Raw genomic sequence first — 14,363 nt, 5'->3', positions numbered from 1 at the left:
GCTGACGACAAGGCGCGGCGCGGGTCGAGCGGCCTGTCTACCCGCCAGACCCGCTGGACGCAGCGGACGTGGACGCCGTCGGCACGGCGTGAACCGCTGGCACGGCCTGAACCGTTGGCACGGCTTGGTCCGCCGGAACCGCCCACACGACCGGCACCGTCGCCGCGACAACCGCAGAAGGCGCGACGACGGCGGACGACGTGGCGGCAGCGGACGACGCGACAACGGAGGAAGGCGCGACCGGTACCGGCGACGCGACCGGTACCGGCGCCCCGGCAGCAGCGCCGACACGCCCGCCCGTCGCCCTGCGTCCCGCCGCGACCCCCACTCCGCCCACCGACGCGGTCGGGTCGATCCGGTGTGCCAGCAGGAAGTCCGCCTCCGCCTCCACCGCCCGCCCGAGCCGTTGCAGCACGAACCCCCGCAGGTGTGCCGCCCGAGCCGCACCCCAGCCGCCCAGCGCCACGCCGCGCGTGTACGCCTCCACGGCTTCCTCCAGCCGTCCGCAGGCGACCAGTGCGTCGCCGCGCAACGCCCACGTGCGGTCGTCGCCGGGACTCAGGGCGACCAGTTCGTCGGCGTGGCCGACCGCGCGTTGGCCCAGGCCGATCGCCAGGTGCGTCTGCACGAGGAGGGCGTGGAGGGCGTAGGCCTCGTCGGCCCACGCCAGGCGGTCGAACTCCGCCTCGCCCGGTGCGACGGAGGTCAGGCCCTCCACGGCCCGGCCGAGCAGGCGGTGGGTTTCCACGATGTCGCGCCGCACGAACGGGATCGTGGCGACGGCCCGGTGCAGGCGGACCCGTGCCAACGCGTCGGAGAAGCCCGCGTGCGGCAGTTCCGAGGCGGCCCTCATCGCCAGTGCGGCGGCCGCGTGCAGGGACGTCGAGTCCACTCCGGTGGCCGCGGCGCGGAACACCACGAACAGGGCCAGGTCCCGCCGGGTGGCGGCGGGCAGGCCGGAGCGGGCGCCGCGCAGTGCGAGCGCCTCCACGGCCGGGGCGGGCAGGTGACAGCGCAGGACCGCGAGCTGTTCCGCTGCGAACTCGGCGGCGAAGGTGTGGTTGCGCGCGTCGGCCACGGTCAGGCCGATGACGGACGCGGCGCGGTGCGGGTAGCCGAGGCGCAGGAGCAGGTCGCAGGCCACCCGGCGTTCGGCGGGGCGCAGCGACGGCTCGCCCGCGTGGGCGTGCACCCGCCACCACAGTTCCGAGGCCAGGTCCACCGGGAACGTCGTCATGTCGGCGCCGGCGCCGTCCAGGCGGCCCCGGCTGGCCGCGGTCAGCAGCCGCAGCTGGGCCGAGGGTGGCGGGGAGAAGCGGGGTACGGCGGCGGACTCGCCGGCCACGAACGCGCGCGCCATCGCGTGTGTGATGCGGGCGTGCAGGGCGGACGTCGGCACGGGGTCGGTCAGGCCGGCGTAGACGCCGCACGCGTTGGGGACGTCGGCGGTGAGCAGGGCGCGCAGGCGGGTGGCCAGCGCGCGTGGGCTCGGGTCGGTGCGGTACCGCGGCAGCACGGTCATGCGGGCCTCCCGGTGGCGGTCAGGTGAGCAGTTCCCAGCCGCGCCTGGTCAGGCGGTGGCGGACGGAACGGCCGTTGCGGTGGGTCGACACGAAACCGGCGGTGCGCAGTGCGGTCGCGTGCTGTGAGGCGGTGGGCAGGCTGATGCCCACGTGCCGGGCGAGCTCGGTGGTGGTGCGTTCGGACGTGAGGGCGCGCAGCACGAGGGTGCGGGTGCGGCCCAGGGCCAGCTCCAGGGAGGCGCCGCCGGGCTGGGGTGTGGCGACCGGGTAGAAGAGCAGCGGTTGTGGTTCCGCGAACATCGACACGGCCGGGCGGGTGAGGCCGTGCAGCACCGGGACGATGAGCATTCCGGTGCCGCGCAACGAGATCTCGGTGTCCCAGGCGAGCTCGACGTGCAGGGCGGGTGCGGTCCAGGAGATCGACGGGTGCAGGTTGCCGAGCAGGTCGCCCAGGCCGCCGGTCACGGCCTGGCTGGACCGCAGCCGCACCTCCGCGTCGAACGCCTGGCGGGTCTCCGGCCAGTCGTGCTCGATCAGGTCGCGGTAGCCGGCGTTCAGCGCCGCGCGCAGGTCCTGGCGCGAGGTGGGCGTGCCCGCGGCGAACGAGCGCAGCCACGGCGAGGTGGTGCCGAGCATGGTCGCGATCTGGTCGCGCACGCGGGTCGCGGGCACGTCGAGCACCTGGCGCACGGCCTCGTCGAAGTCGGCGCGCGCGGAGTTGAAGAAGTCCGGGATGAACCGCCCCGGTCGCACGAGCTCGGCGAGCGGGCGGATCTGCGGCAGCAGCAGGCGGTCCCAGTTGCCGCTGTGCACCGTGAACACCAGTTCGTACATCGGCAGCGGGGCCGGTGCGAAACGGGTGCGCGCGAGGTCTTCCAGCTCGAAGAGAATGGTCAGTCCACGTCCCTTGGGCGCGGATTCGGACAACACGATCGGCATTTGCGTTCCCCCCGGAGTGCAAGCACTTCCGACGGTACGCAGATTTCGTTGTCCGGTCTCAGAGTTGTTCCGGTGTACAACGATCGGTGGACAATGTCAGACCGGCGGACCGCCCTGCTCGACAAGCTCGAACAGCAGGTCACGGGTGTCGTCGCGGTTCAACGACCGCCCTGCGGAAGATCGGCGGGCGTCACCCTGTCGAGTGCATCGGAATGAGTCGGCGCAGCCCGTCTGAATCGATTTGCCGGTGCGCTGGCTGAACTTCGGGAACGGCCAGGAGCGCGACGCGGTCGTTCCCGCAGGCAAGTAACCCGTCAGTGGCGCGGCCACCGCTCGTGGTGGTCGTCGATGCGGAACGGGTGGGCGTGCCGCCACGCTCCCCCGGCCGGGACCGCGTCGCACAGGTGGTCGTGGCCGGGGTCGAGGTCGTCGTGGACGTGCTCGACGACCTCGGGGTCGGCCGTGGGCCACAGGTGCAGCGCGGCCAGGGCGGCGGTAGCGGCGAGCACGCCGAGCACGGCGAACGCCGCGGTGGTGCCGGCCGTGCTCGCGACCCAGCCGGCCAGCGGGTAGCAGACGAGCCAGCAGGCGTGCGAGAGCGCGAAGTCGGCGGCGAACAGCGCGGCCCGGTCGGGGTCGGCCGCGGACCGGCGCAGCAGCCGGGCTCCTGGCGTGAGCGCGAAGCAGCACCCCGCGCCGATCAACGCCCACAGCACGAGCACGCCCGCCCAGTGTGCCGAGACCGCGGTGACGCCGGCGAACAGCAGAGCGGTCAGTCCCGCGCAGGCGCGCAGCACGACCACGCGGTCGGGCAGCCGGTCGAGCAGGCGGGGCAGCACGAGTGCGGCGGCCAGCGAGCCGATCCCGTTGGCCGCCAGCGCGACCGCGACGTCCGGGGCGGCGCGGCCCAGCCCGTCGCGGACGTGGCCGACGGTGTTGACGAGCACCATGGACCCGGCGGCCGCGGCGGCGAGGTGGACGGCGAGCAGGCCGCGCAGCCGTGGTGTCGCCAGGTAGATGCGGAGGCCGCGGGTGGTGGCGCGGCAGCGGCCCGTGCGGGCCACCGGACGGGGCAGCAGCACCGACACCACGAGCACCGCCGACGCGGCGAAGCCGACGGACGTGCCGGTGAACAGGTGGCCGAAGCTGACGACGGTGAGCAGTGCGGCGGCGAGCGCGGGGCTGAGGAGGCCTTCGAGGTCGTAGGCCAGTCGCGACAACGTGAGCGCGCGGGTGTGGTCGCGTTCGTCGGGCAGCACGTCGGGGATGGTCGCCTGGAACAACGGCGTGAAGGCGGCGGATGCGGCCTGCAGCACGAAGATCAGCGTGTAGACCTGCCAGATCTCGTCCACCCACGGCAGCGCCACCGCGACCGCCGCGCGCACGAGGTCCAGCGCCACGAGCACCGCCCGCCGCGGCAACGCGCCGAGCACGGCGGCCGCGACCGGTGCCACGCCGACGTAGGCCAGCATCTTGACCGCCAGCGCGGTGCCGAGCACCGCACCCGCCTGCGCACCGGCGAGGTCGTGGGCGAGCAGCCCGAATGCGACGGTCGCGAGGCCGGTGCCGGTGAGCGCGACGACCTGCGCGCCGAACAGGTGGCGGTAGGTGCGGTTGCGCAGCACGACCAGCATGCGCGGCACTATATGTGCACATGTACGCACACGTCGACCGTGACATCATGCGGGCATGGGCTCACGCGACCACGTTGCAACAACGGAGTCTTGGCAACAGCTGCCGTCGGGCAAGCACGTCGAGACCGCAGTCGACGGGTTCCGGATGCTCGCCGACCCGACGCGGCTGCGCATGCTGTGGTTGTTGTGCGGCGACGAGTACGACGTGACGACGCTCGCCGGGAAGGTGCAGATCGCGCGGCCCGCGGTGTCACAGCACCTGGCGAAGCTCCGACTGACCGGGCTGGTCACGGTGCGGCGCGACGGCCGCCGTTCGCTCTACCGCGCCCGCGGCGGGCACGTGCGCAGGCTGCTGTCCGAGGCCGTCAGCGCCGCCGACCACCACCTGACCGGTGCGCCCGACCACGACTGACGGGCTCAGTCCTGAGCGCGGCCGGCTTCGGCGAGGCGCTCGTGCAGGCGCTCCCTGATCTGGTCGGGCGTGTAGGCGGCCCGGCGGCGCTGGTTGCGGGCCACGAGCGCGCCACTGGCCGCGACACCGGCGAACGCGGCGATGCCGAGCACCTTCCAGAGCTTCATGTTGCCTAGGCTACGTGCCCATGGCGACAACCCTGGACGAAGCCGTCGAACTGACCAGGACCGGCGACGTGTGGGTCTTCCGCGGCCGCAGCGCGGCGGACCGGGCGATCCAGGCGATGACCAACAGCCCGGTCAACCACGTGGGCATGGCGGTGGTCCTGGACGACCTGCCGCCGCTGATGTGGCACGCGGAGCTCGGCAAGTCGCTCAAGGACATGTGGTCGGGCACCCACCAGCGCGGTGCCCAGCTGCACGACCTGCGCGACGCCGTGGTGACGTGGCACGACAAGTACGGCCAGCGCGCGTGGGTGCGGCAGCTGCACCACCCCGTCACCAAGGAGGTGGAGGACGCGGTCCTGCAGACCATCGCCCGCCTGGACGGCACGCCGTTCCCGACCACCGCCCGGCTCGCGTCGCGCTGGCTGCGGGGACGGGTCCCGATGCGGCCCAAGGCGGACGCGACGCTGGAGAGCGCGTTCTGCGCGGAGGTCGTGGCAGTCACCTACGAGGCCATGGGGCTGCTGCCCCAGCGCCGGCCGAACTGGTACGACCCCGGGCGGTTCTGGAGCGGGGACGACCTGGAGCTGCTGGACGGGGCGAAGCTGGGCGCGGAGATCGCGGTCACCGTCTGAGCACGGACCACGCCCGGCTGTCCACAAAACGACTTATATCGATCAGCACCTTGACCGCCGACCGGCCCGTCTCACACGATCGGGCCGGTCTCACCTCGAGGAGCTGACAACGATGTCATGGCAGATCGACCGCAGACGCTTCCTCCACGCCACGGGCCTGCTCGCCGCCGCGCCCGGGATCCTCGCCGCGGCGCCGGGCACCGCGCTCGCCCGCGAGGCGGCCCCGCAGCGGGCTGTGCGGGACGTCTACCACGAGGTGCTGCTGCGGCACACGAGGTGGTCCGAGACCCAGTTCGACGCGACGGCCGGGCGGTACCGGCGCACGGACTTCGGGTTCGCCGTCGTGCTCGGCAACGCGGTGCTGCTGACCAGGGGCACCTACGACGCGGCGCTCGCGGGTGTGGAGAAGGAGGTGCTCCGGCAGCGCACGCTGGCCACGATCAGGCACTTCGCCGCGAGCAACGTGCTGACCGGCGGCACGGAGTGGGGCAAGACCCTGTTCTGGGACACCACGTTCCAGTCGTACTTCGTGCTGGCCGCGCGGTTGCTGTGGCACGAGCTGGACGCGGCGACGCGGGCGAACGTCGAGACGATCGCACGGGGGCAGGCCGACTACACGACGTCGCTCGGCACGGGCAACGACCCGCGGTCGGGCAGCTGGACGCCGAACGGGCTGACCGGCGGTCACCGCGGCGACACCAAGCTGGAGGAGATGGGCGTCTACGCGCAGGCGCTCGCGCCGGGGCTCGCGTGGCACGGTGACGGCAGCGGGTGGCGGGAGGCGTTCGGGCGGTGGAGCCGCAACGAGGCCGGGTTGCCGGCCGCGGACCTCGCCAACCCGGCGCTGGTGGACGGTGTGCCGATCACGGCGAACACCGCGCGGAACCTGCACGACACGTTCATCGTGGAGAACCACGGCTCGTTCGGCCCGCACTACCAGGAGGAGCTGTGGCGCACCTCCGGGCGCAACGCCGTGCACTTCCTGCTGGCGGGGCGGCCGCTGCCGGAGGTGCTGACCCGGCAGCCGAACGGGGAGCTGTTGTGGCGCACCATCCTCGCGACCATGAGCGACGCCGGTGAGCCGTTGATGCCGATGGTCGCCGACCGGGAGCACCTCTACGGGCGTGACGTCATCCCGCTCGCGTTCCGCGCGACCGTGCTGGGCGACCGGATGGCGGCGTGGGCGGAGAGCGCGCTCGCGGCCCGGTTGCTCGCCTACCAGAACCACCCGCCGACCTACCGGCTCGCGAAGTTCTCCGGTGAGGCCAAGTACGAGCCGGAGGCGCGGGCCGAGATCGCGATCAGCTACCTGCTGCACGAGCTGCGCCCGGCGCCGGCTCCGGTGTCGCAGCAGGAGTTCTTCGAGCGGGCCGCGTTCACGGTCGACCACGGCGCGGACCCCGGTCTGCTCACGCACCAGTCCGCGGCGGCCTGGGCGGGCACGGTCACGAAGCCGGGCTTCACGAAGCTCGCCTGGCAGCCCGCGCACGACGACTGGCTGTTCAAGATCAGCGGGGCGACCCCGATGCTGCTGCCGCCCGCCGCGGTGACCAAGCGCGCCACCGTCGTCTACCGGGAGGTCCGCGACGGGTTCGCCGCCACGGCGAGCCTGCTGGCGTTCGCGGACGGCTTCGCGGGCACGGCCACGCTGCCCACCGGCACGATCGTGTGCGCGCTCCCCCGGCCCGGCCGGGTGGACGTGCACAACCTGGACATGCCCGGCATCCTCAGCGGCTCCCGCACGTACCGGGGTTCCGCGGGCACGGCCGTGGTGCGGGCACGGGAGGCGTCCCGGGTCGACGAGCTGACGTTCCCGGAGACCACGGCCCGCCATGTCCGCGTGGTCGGGGTGCGGCCGCATCCCACCTACGGCTACTCGGTGTTCGACTTCGACGTGAACGGCGACCTCGCCCGCGGCAAGGCGACCACGGCGTCGTCGTACGACACCGGCCGTGAGCCGCGCATGGCCACGGACGGCAACCCGGACACGCGGTGGGCGGTCTCCCGTGCCGAGCGCGGGCGGGTGGACAGCTGGCTCGCGGTGGACCTGGGTGCCGCGCACGCGGTGCGGCAGGTGCGGCTGCGCTGGGAGTCCGCGGCGGCGGGCGCCTACCGGGTCGAGACGTCGGTGGACGGCGCCGCGTGGAAGACGGTCGTCGAGTACCCGCGGCCGGACCTGAGCACGCCGGGCTGGCTCGACGTCGACGGCCGCGCCGGGTTCGTCGCACGCGGGGCAGAACCGATCAGGGTGGAGGGCGACACGATCACGCTGCCCGCGGGCGTGGTCGAGGGCTACGTGCGGGCCGATCTGCGGGCCATCGCCGCGCAGGCACCGCCGCAGTGCCCGCCGGGGGTGCGGGCGAGCGTCGCCGACGGGTACCTCAGCCTCTTCAACCTCTCCGGCGCCGCCGTCACCGGCACGGTCGCGCTGCGCGGGTCGCGGTTGTACCGGGGCACGCAGGTCACCACCGCCGGTGGGACGAACTACGCGCTCACCTTGCCCGCCGCCACCGCGCGGGTCGAGGCGCCGTGGTTCACCGCGCGCGACATCCCGGCCGGCATCACGGCCGTGGTGCACGACGGGCGGCGCGTGACGTTCCGCGGCGGTCCGGCCCGGTTCACGCTGGAGCACCGGGACGGCCGCACGCTGCCGGTGGTGCTGGGCCAAGCCGAGCACACGGTCACGATGCCGGGCGCGCAAGCGTTTCCGTTCGACGACCTGGCGCTCGGGCGGGTCACGTTCCCGAACTCGGTGCTGCCGCAGGGGATGACCGATCCGGCCGCCGCGGTCGACGGTGACCAGCGGACCGCGTGGACACCGGGGCAGGACGGGCGCATGGTCGTGGACCTCGGTGCGGTGCACCGGATCGAGGAGGTCCGGCTCATGTGGACGGACGGGCCGGTGCCGCCGCACACGACCGGGTACAGCGTCGACGGCCGGACGTACGGGACGGCGACGGAGGCGCGGTACGTGGCGGTCTCGACCGGGTGGCGTCCGGGGCACGCCTCGCTCAAGAGCATCACCGTGCGGTGACGCTGGTTTCAACGGCCGGGCCCGCGGCAAACCAGACGCATGTTCGACGGTCTGCGATCCGCGGCTCGGGAGAGCGCCTTCCGGGCTCTGGTCGACGTGCCGAGGCTGGTGCGCCACCCGGTGTGGCGCGCGGGCGACCCGTCAGCGGGCCGCGGTCTCGGCGTGGTGCTGGCGCCTGGTTTCGGTGCGGGTGACGTGAGCCTCGCACCGGCGGCGTCGTGGTTGCGCGCTCGCGGCTACCGGCCGGTCAGCGCGCGGATCGGGTTCACGCTCGGCTGCACGACCACGTTGTTCGGCCGGTTGCTGCGCAGCGTCGAGGCGCACGCCGAGCGCACCGGTGCGCCGGTGGTGCTGCTCGGCCAGAGCCGCGGCGGCGGTCTAGCGCGCCTGGCCGCCGCCAGAAGACCCGATCTGGTGCGCGGTCTGGTGATGATGGGCAGCCCGGTGCTCGACCCGCTGGGCGCGCATCCCGGTGTCATGCGCGTCGCGCGGTTCCTGACGCGGCTGTCGGCCGCCGGTCTGCCGGGCCTGCTCGACGCCGACTGCTTCGACGGGCCCTGCTACGCCGAGCACATCGAGTCGATGACCGAGCCGCTGCGGGTGCCGGCGATCTCGATCTTCTCGCGCGCGGACGGCGTCGTGCCGTGGGAGCTGTGCCAGGACCCGTACGCCGAGTGCGTCGAGGTGCAAAGCACGCACACCGGGATGGGGTTCGACCCGCACGTCTACGCACTGCTCGAACCCCGCCTCGCTCAGTGGGCGCGGTCTCAGGACAGGGTGGCGGCCACGTAGGCGGCGGCCTCCGCGAGCAGCGCCTGGTCGTAGGGCGCGTCCGCAGCGGGTTTGCTGGACATGAGCGTGATCAGCAGCGGCTCACCGGTGGGCGGCCAGGCGATGCCGATGTCGTTCATCGTGGCGTAGCTGCCGGTGCCGGTCTTGTCGGCGACCTTCCAGTCCTTCGGCACGCCGGCGCGGATGCGCTGGTCACCGGTGGTGTTGCGCTCCATCAGGTCGCGCAGGAACGCCCGGTGCCGCTCCGGCAGCGCGGTGCCCGTCACGAGCGCGCGGTAGGTGGTGCCGAGGGCACGCGGGGTGCTGGTGTCGCGCGGGTCGCCCGGGACCGCGGAGGTGATGTCGGGCTCGACGCGGTCCATCCTGGTCACCTCGTCGCCGAGACCGCGCAGGTACGCGGTGAGCTCCGCGGGGCCGCCGGCGGTGCGCAGCAGGAGGTTTCCGGCCGTGCCGTCGCTGTAGCGGACCGCCGCGTCGCACAGGTCGCGCAGGGACATGCCGGTGGTGACGTGCCTTCGGGTGATCTGCGAGCTCTTCATCAGCTCGGCCTCGGTGTAGGTGACGACGGTGTCCAGTGCGACGTCACGGCTGAGCACGGCCGCGGCGGCCAGTGCCTTGAACGTCGAGCAGAACGCGAACCGCTCGTCCGCGCGGTGCTCGACGGTGCGGTCGCCACGGCTGGCGAACACACCCAGGCGTGCGCCGAACTTCTGCTCCAGCGCGAACAGCGGCTCGTGCCGCGCCGCAGTCGTGGTGGTGGTCGTGGTCGTCAACGGCGCGGCAGTGGAGGTGGTCTGTTGTTGCGGGGGCGGTGAAGCCGTGCATCCGGCGAGCGGAACCGCGGCGGCGGTGAGGAAGACACGGCGAGACAGACCCATGGCCTACAACCTAGTCACGGCGTGACGGGCACGATCCGCGCGTCGAGCAGTTCGCCGTCCTCGACGTGCAGCAGGGCGAGCGTGCCGTGCGGCTGGCGGCGCTTGTCGGTGGGCGAGCCGGGGTTGAGGATCCGGAAGCCGTCGTCCTGCTCGTCCAGCGGGATGTGCGAGTGTCCGAACACGACCAGGCGCGCGGCCGGGAACCGGCGGCGCAGGCGGGCGAGCCTGCCGGTCTTCTGGCCGCTGTCGTGGACCATCGCGACGGGCAGGCCCGCGATGTCGAGCTCGACGGTCTCGGGTGCGCCCCACGCCACGACGTCCGCGCCGTCGTTGTTGCCGCACACCGCGACGACCGGCGCGTACTGCGCCAGCTCGTCCAGGACGGGCGCCACGCACACGTCACCGGCGTGCAGGATCAGCTCGGCCGTGCGCAGGTGTTCGGCGACGGCCGGTGGGCACCGCTTCCAGAACCGCGGCGCGTGGGTGTCGGACAGGACTACGACTCGCACCCCACCGACCGTAGTGGTGCCGGGACGCGCCTGCCCGCGCGCCCCGGCGCCGAGGTCAGCCCACGCAGTCGTCCTCGTAGGGGATGTTCGCGCGGATGTCGCCCTTGAGGTAGATCGCCGGGGTCAGGTAGCGACCGCCGTCCATCATGCTGACCATGATCCAGACGTTGTTGCTGTAGCCCAGGTCCCGCACGTACTGGCCGTACTCCCAGCAGTAGGCCACGTGCGTCTCACCTGCCCTGATCACGCCGACGGGGGTGCAGGCGAGGTGCTCGCAGTCCCTGATCACGGCGTCGTGCCAGGCCTCCACCGTCCAGGTGTCGGGGGTGGAGGCCTGCGCGGCCCCGGTGGTGCCCAGCAGGGCGGCCACGGCGAAGCCGAGCCCCAGTAGTGCCTTCTTCAATTTTCCTCCCCAGGAAAGTGTCGATCACAGGGGAAAACGCCGCCGGGGGCCGAGGAGGTTGCATGATCACTTTTGACGCAGGTTCCACTCGCGCGCGAGCGGGTACCCGGCCCTCATGGCACGGGCGATCTGGAGCGGGTCCGTCTCCTTCGGACTGGTGAACATCCCGGTGGAGCTGTACAGCGCCACGCAGGACCACACGGTGCACTTCAACCAGTTCCAGCGCGGCACGTCGGACCGCATCCGCTACAAGCGCGTCAACGAGCGCACCGGCCGCGAGGTGCCCTACGACAAGATCGTGAAGGGCCACGAGGTCGACGACGGCGAGTACGTGGTGGTCGAGCAGGAGGAGCTCGACGACATCGCACCCGGCCGGTCGCGCACCCTGGACATCGAGGCGTTCGTGGACCTCGACGAGATCGACCCGGTGCACTTCCAGAAGACGTACTGGCTCGGGCCGGCCAAGGAGGAGTTCTCCCGGCCGTACCTGCTGCTCGCGCAGGCGATGAAGAAGACGAACAGGGCGGGCATCGCGGTGTTCGTCATGCGCGGCAAGCAGTACCTGACCGCGTTGAAGGAGGAGAACGGCTTCCTCGCGGTGCACACGCTGTACTTCGCCGACGAGATCCGCACGCCGCAGGACGTGCTGGACGTGGCACCGCAGGGCCGGGCACCGCGCGGCAAGGAGCTCGACATGGCGGTGTCGCTGGTCGAGTCGATGTCCGATGACTGGCGGCCGAAGGACTACCGCGACACGTACACCGAACGGGTGAACAAGCTCATCAAGGACAAGCAGAAGGGCCGCGAGGTCGTCGTCGAGGCGGAGCCCGAGGCCGCCACCGACGTCATGGACCTCATGGAGGCGTTGCAGCGCAGCGTCGAGGCCAGCAAGAAGAAGCGCAAGAAGGCCGGCTGACCCCGCGCCCTCAGCCGACGACGAGGGCCGTCGCGTTGTCCGTACCGCCCGCGTGCAGCGCCGCGCGCACGAGCCGTTCCGCCGGCCTATGGCCGGCCATGATGGCCGCGATGCCGTTGTGTCCCAGCGGCCCGTAGACGCCGTCGGAGACGAGCGCGAGCCGGGGCGCACGGGTGCTGGCACGGCCGATGGTGGCCGGTGTCGCGTGCCGCACGGTGTTGGTGACGACGTGTTCCATCCGCCGTCCGGGCACGACCCCACGCCGGCGGAAGTACTCGGCGACGGTGTGGTCGGTCGTCAGCTGCACGAGGTCCGCGCCGTCCGAGGCGTACGCACGGGCGTCACCGGCCCACGCGAGGTCGAACCCGCCCTCGACGCGGGCGACGGCGACCACGATCACGGCGTCACCGGTGTGCAGCTGCAGCGCGGCCTGAGCGGCGAGGATCGCGGCGACCGGGTCGGTGAGCAGCGCGGCGGCCTGGGCGGCGGCGTGCGCGGCCTCGGCGGCGGCCGACGAGTCGCCGACGCCGTCCACGAGCACGAAGGTGCGGTGGTGCGAGGCGTACGCGTCCGCGTTGTGGGTGCGCGGGCCGCGTTCGGACGAGCCCGTGACTCTCAGCGCGGTCCCGAGGGGGACGGTGTGTTCGACCAGCATGGCGACCTCCCTGCCCTCCAGTTAGCCCCGGCCGGCTGGGAGCCTGCTGTCAACAGCCTGAGAAAGCCCTGAGCACCTGGCCGGAAGCCTTCCCCGCCCCCTCGTTGCTTGCCCCAAGGCGTCAGCAACGCCCGCACGGCCGTCTCGCCGAGGCCTGGGGCGTTCCTGGGCTGACACCACCGGCCTCGCCCCGCGGTGTGCGGGGCGAGGCCGGCCGCTGCTACAGCCCGAACGCCAGGAGCACGTGGCCGTGCGGGTTCTCGAACTCGGGCCAGTAGCCGGAGTGCACGTAGACCATGCCGTCCGAGACCACCGCCCCGCTGCCGGGACCGGCCATGAACCCGCCCCGCCCGGTCACACCGTTGACGCCGCGCACGTCCTGCACGGTGTCGTGCGTCCACAGGACCGCGCCCGTCTTCGCGTTGTAGGCGCGGAACTTCCCGTCCCCCGCACCCAGGTAGACCACCCCGGGCGTGCTGGTCACCGGAACGCCGTGCGCCCGCGCGCAGGCCGCCTGCCCAACCGCACCGCCGGTGGAACAGCCGTCCGCCGGCGCCGGGGTCTCCCACAGCACCTTGCCCGTGGCCGGGTCGACCGCGAACAGCGTGCCCGGATCGGCGAAGAACGTGGAGATGTAGAGCCGCTTGCCGTCGTAGCTCGACCCCCACTGGATGCCCGAGATGCCACCGCTGGGCAGCGGCACGCCGAGCTGGCGGCGCCACACGACCTGACCGGTCCGCGCGTCGAACACGTGGTACACACCGGACTTCTGGCCGACACCGACGAGCAGGCGGCCGTCGACCTCGAACAGGTTCGGCGTCGCACCGATGTCGTAGTCGAGGTTCGTGTTGTCCTTCAGGCCGGGGCAGTAGCCCTCGGCGTCGGGCTCGTTGCAGGCGCTGCGCCACGTGTCGGCGTCGGTGACCTGGTTGGTCCACCGCACTCGGCCGGTGCGCGCGTCCAGCGCGAGCAGCGAGTCGAACTCCCCGCCCTTGCCCGTGTAGTTCTGCCCCGTGCCCACGTACAGCGTGCCGGACCTGCGGTCGATCACCGGCGAGCTCCACACCCCGGCACCGGACGGTTCGAACCGCTTGGCGCCGTTGGGCCACGTACCGGCCTCGACCGGCTCCGGCACGGTGTAGTGGCGCCACACCAGCGCCCCGTTGGTGATGTCGTAGGCGTCGACGTGACCGCGGAACGTGCAGCACGGGTAGTCGCGCGGCAACGTGTTCTCCCCGCTGGACGTGCCGACGTAGACGAGTCCGTTGTGGACGGTCGGTGAACTGGTGATCAGCGCGGCGGCGTTGTCGTCGGTCTGCGCCCGCCACACCTCGCGGCCGGTGCGCTGGTCGAGCGCGAACAGCCGGCCCGCGCTGTCGCCGAAGAACACCTTGCCGTTCGCCACCGTCGGGCCGTCGGAGTTGAACGCGTACCGGGGTGCCGGCGGCAGCGCGAACTCCCACCGGGCGCGACCGGTGCGGGCGTCACGGGCGTAGAACTTCCCGTCGGGGCCACCGAAGTAGATGGTGTCGCCGACGACGGCGGGCTGGCTGCGCGGTGTGTTGTAGTCACCCCGCTCGTAGGCGAACGCCCACTTCACCTTGAGCCTGCCGACGGTGCCGGCGTTGATCCGCCACTCCGCGGCGTTGTGCCGGGAGCCGGCCAGGTCCTTCGTCCACCCCGCCCAGTCACCGGACCGGTGCGCGTCGGCGGGCACGGCGGTCAGCACGACGAGCGCTGTCGTCAGCAGCGCTGTTCTCCTCAACATGGAACCTCCCCCTTCCACCACCACCCTGGCAGCGGCGGAAAGGCGGCGCGATCGTCCGAAGGCATCGACCCGGCCGACGGAAGTCGGGCCCAGGACCAGCC

Annotated in this window: 14 protein-coding genes; 5 read left to right on the top strand and 9 right to left on the bottom strand. The window is 72.6% G+C overall.

The window, feature by feature from the left end; genetic code table 11:
* Positions 1-37 precede the first annotated feature (37 nt).
* The 3 genes from ACZ7CH_RS23620 to ACZ7CH_RS23610 form a co-directional block, all read right to left on the bottom strand.
* Complete coding sequence (locus tag ACZ7CH_RS23620; RefSeq protein WP_470374859.1) at positions 38-1,522, bottom strand: BTAD domain-containing putative transcriptional regulator; 1,485 nt, start codon at positions 1,520-1,522, stop codon at positions 38-40.
* Between the two features lie 19 nt (positions 1,523-1,541).
* Positions 1,542-2,462, bottom strand: a complete 921-nt coding sequence (locus tag ACZ7CH_RS23615) for an ArsR/SmtB family transcription factor (RefSeq protein WP_470371155.1) — start codon at positions 2,460-2,462, stop codon at positions 1,542-1,544.
* Between the two features lie 314 nt (positions 2,463-2,776).
* Positions 2,777-4,096 carry an MFS transporter gene (locus ACZ7CH_RS23610; RefSeq protein WP_470374858.1) on the bottom strand — a complete coding sequence of 440 codons (1,320 nt, stop codon included), beginning with the start codon at positions 4,094-4,096 and terminating at the stop codon, positions 2,777-2,779.
* 55 nt (positions 4,097-4,151) lie between these two features.
* Between ACZ7CH_RS23610 and ACZ7CH_RS23605 the strand changes: the two genes are divergently transcribed.
* Positions 4,152-4,508: an ArsR/SmtB family transcription factor gene (locus ACZ7CH_RS23605; RefSeq protein ID WP_470374857.1), complete on the top strand. Its 357-nt coding sequence runs from the start codon at positions 4,152-4,154 to the stop codon at positions 4,506-4,508.
* A gap of 5 nt (positions 4,509-4,513) precedes the next feature.
* Here ACZ7CH_RS23605 and ACZ7CH_RS23600 read toward each other — a convergent pair whose 3' ends face one another.
* Entirely contained in the window at positions 4,514-4,675 is a 162-nt protein-coding gene (locus ACZ7CH_RS23600; RefSeq protein ID WP_360392826.1) for a hypothetical protein, read from the bottom strand.
* Between the two features lie 20 nt (positions 4,676-4,695).
* Here ACZ7CH_RS23600 and ACZ7CH_RS23595 point away from each other — a divergent pair, with 20 nt between their 5' ends.
* The 3 genes from ACZ7CH_RS23595 (at position 4,696) to ACZ7CH_RS23585 (ending at position 9,133) form a co-directional block, all read left to right on the top strand.
* The gene (locus ACZ7CH_RS23595) at positions 4,696-5,307 is read left to right on the top strand and encodes a hypothetical protein (RefSeq protein WP_470374856.1); all 612 of its coding nucleotides are present in this window, start codon (positions 4,696-4,698) and stop codon (positions 5,305-5,307) included.
* 112 nt (positions 5,308-5,419) lie between these two features.
* Complete coding sequence (locus tag ACZ7CH_RS23590; RefSeq protein ID WP_458431402.1) at positions 5,420-8,341, top strand: discoidin domain-containing protein; 2,922 nt, start codon at positions 5,420-5,422, stop codon at positions 8,339-8,341.
* A 39-nt stretch (positions 8,342-8,380) separates the two neighbouring features.
* A complete protein-coding gene (locus ACZ7CH_RS23585) occupies positions 8,381-9,133 on the top strand; it encodes an alpha/beta fold hydrolase (protein ID WP_360392817.1) in 753 nt (250 codons plus the stop codon).
* Here ACZ7CH_RS23585 and bla read toward each other — a convergent pair.
* From bla to ACZ7CH_RS23570, 3 genes are read right to left on the bottom strand one after another with little or no spacing between them, the layout of a single operon-like run.
* Positions 9,109-10,011: a class A beta-lactamase gene (gene bla, locus ACZ7CH_RS23580; RefSeq protein WP_470374855.1), complete on the bottom strand. Its 903-nt coding sequence runs from the start codon at positions 10,009-10,011 to the stop codon at positions 9,109-9,111. The two genes, ACZ7CH_RS23585 and bla, sit on opposite strands and share 25 nt — an antisense overlap.
* A gap of 14 nt (positions 10,012-10,025) precedes the next feature.
* Complete coding sequence (locus ACZ7CH_RS23575; RefSeq protein WP_360392811.1) at positions 10,026-10,520, bottom strand: metallophosphoesterase family protein; 495 nt, start codon at positions 10,518-10,520, stop codon at positions 10,026-10,028.
* 55 nt (positions 10,521-10,575) lie between these two features.
* Complete coding sequence (locus ACZ7CH_RS23570) at positions 10,576-10,923, bottom strand: hypothetical protein (protein WP_360392808.1); 348 nt, start codon at positions 10,921-10,923, stop codon at positions 10,576-10,578.
* A gap of 115 nt (positions 10,924-11,038) precedes the next feature.
* Here ACZ7CH_RS23570 and ku point away from each other — a divergent pair, with 115 nt between their 5' ends.
* Positions 11,039-11,839, top strand: a complete 801-nt coding sequence (gene ku / locus ACZ7CH_RS23565) for a non-homologous end joining protein Ku (RefSeq protein ID WP_458431399.1) — start codon at positions 11,039-11,041, stop codon at positions 11,837-11,839.
* Between the two features lie 10 nt (positions 11,840-11,849).
* On the opposite strand, the gene ACZ7CH_RS23560 is transcribed toward ku, so the two are convergent.
* Together ACZ7CH_RS23560 and ACZ7CH_RS23555 are read right to left on the bottom strand one after the other, a co-directional pair.
* Positions 11,850-12,494: a PP2C family protein-serine/threonine phosphatase gene (locus ACZ7CH_RS23560; protein ID WP_470374854.1), complete on the bottom strand. Its 645-nt coding sequence runs from the start codon at positions 12,492-12,494 to the stop codon at positions 11,850-11,852.
* A gap of 220 nt (positions 12,495-12,714) precedes the next feature.
* Positions 12,715-14,262 carry an outer membrane protein assembly factor BamB family protein gene (locus ACZ7CH_RS23555; protein ID WP_360392805.1) on the bottom strand — a complete coding sequence of 516 codons (1,548 nt, stop codon included), beginning with the start codon at positions 14,260-14,262 and terminating at the stop codon, positions 12,715-12,717.
* Positions 14,263-14,363 lie beyond the last annotated feature (101 nt).

Source organism: Lentzea sp. NPDC037011 (genome assembly GCF_055607425.1).
This window is presented reverse-complemented; position numbering and strand designations above follow the sequence as displayed.

What these genes read in the sequence shown, in the direction of transcription:
- ACZ7CH_RS23620 (WP_470374859.1), bottom strand. Translation starts at nt 1,522, where the DNA reads ATGACCGTGCTGCCGCGGTACCGCACCGACCCGAGCCCACGCGCGCTG.
- bla (WP_470374855.1), bottom strand. Translation starts at nt 10,011, where the DNA reads ATGGGTCTGTCTCGCCGTGTCTTCCTCACCGCCGCCGCGGTTCCGCTC.
- ACZ7CH_RS23585 (WP_360392817.1), top strand. Translation starts at nt 8,381, where the DNA reads ATGTTCGACGGTCTGCGATCCGCGGCTCGGGAGAGCGCCTTCCGGGCT.
- ACZ7CH_RS23615 (WP_470371155.1), bottom strand. Translation starts at nt 2,462, where the DNA reads ATGCCGATCGTGTTGTCCGAATCCGCGCCCAAGGGACGTGGACTGACC.
- ACZ7CH_RS23600 (WP_360392826.1), bottom strand. Translation starts at nt 4,675, where the DNA reads ATGAAGCTCTGGAAGGTGCTCGGCATCGCCGCGTTCGCCGGTGTCGCG.
- ACZ7CH_RS23590 (WP_458431402.1), top strand. Translation starts at nt 5,420, where the DNA reads ATGTCATGGCAGATCGACCGCAGACGCTTCCTCCACGCCACGGGCCTG.
- ACZ7CH_RS23555 (WP_360392805.1), bottom strand. Translation starts at nt 14,262, where the DNA reads ATGTTGAGGAGAACAGCGCTGCTGACGACAGCGCTCGTCGTGCTGACC.
- ACZ7CH_RS23605 (WP_470374857.1), top strand. Translation starts at nt 4,152, where the DNA reads ATGGGCTCACGCGACCACGTTGCAACAACGGAGTCTTGGCAACAGCTG.
- ACZ7CH_RS23560 (WP_470374854.1), bottom strand. Translation starts at nt 12,494, where the DNA reads ATGCTGGTCGAACACACCGTCCCCCTCGGGACCGCGCTGAGAGTCACG.
- ku (WP_458431399.1), top strand. Translation starts at nt 11,039, where the DNA reads ATGGCACGGGCGATCTGGAGCGGGTCCGTCTCCTTCGGACTGGTGAAC.
- ACZ7CH_RS23595 (WP_470374856.1), top strand. Translation starts at nt 4,696, where the DNA reads ATGGCGACAACCCTGGACGAAGCCGTCGAACTGACCAGGACCGGCGAC.
- ACZ7CH_RS23610 (WP_470374858.1), bottom strand. Translation starts at nt 4,096, where the DNA reads ATGCTGGTCGTGCTGCGCAACCGCACCTACCGCCACCTGTTCGGCGCG.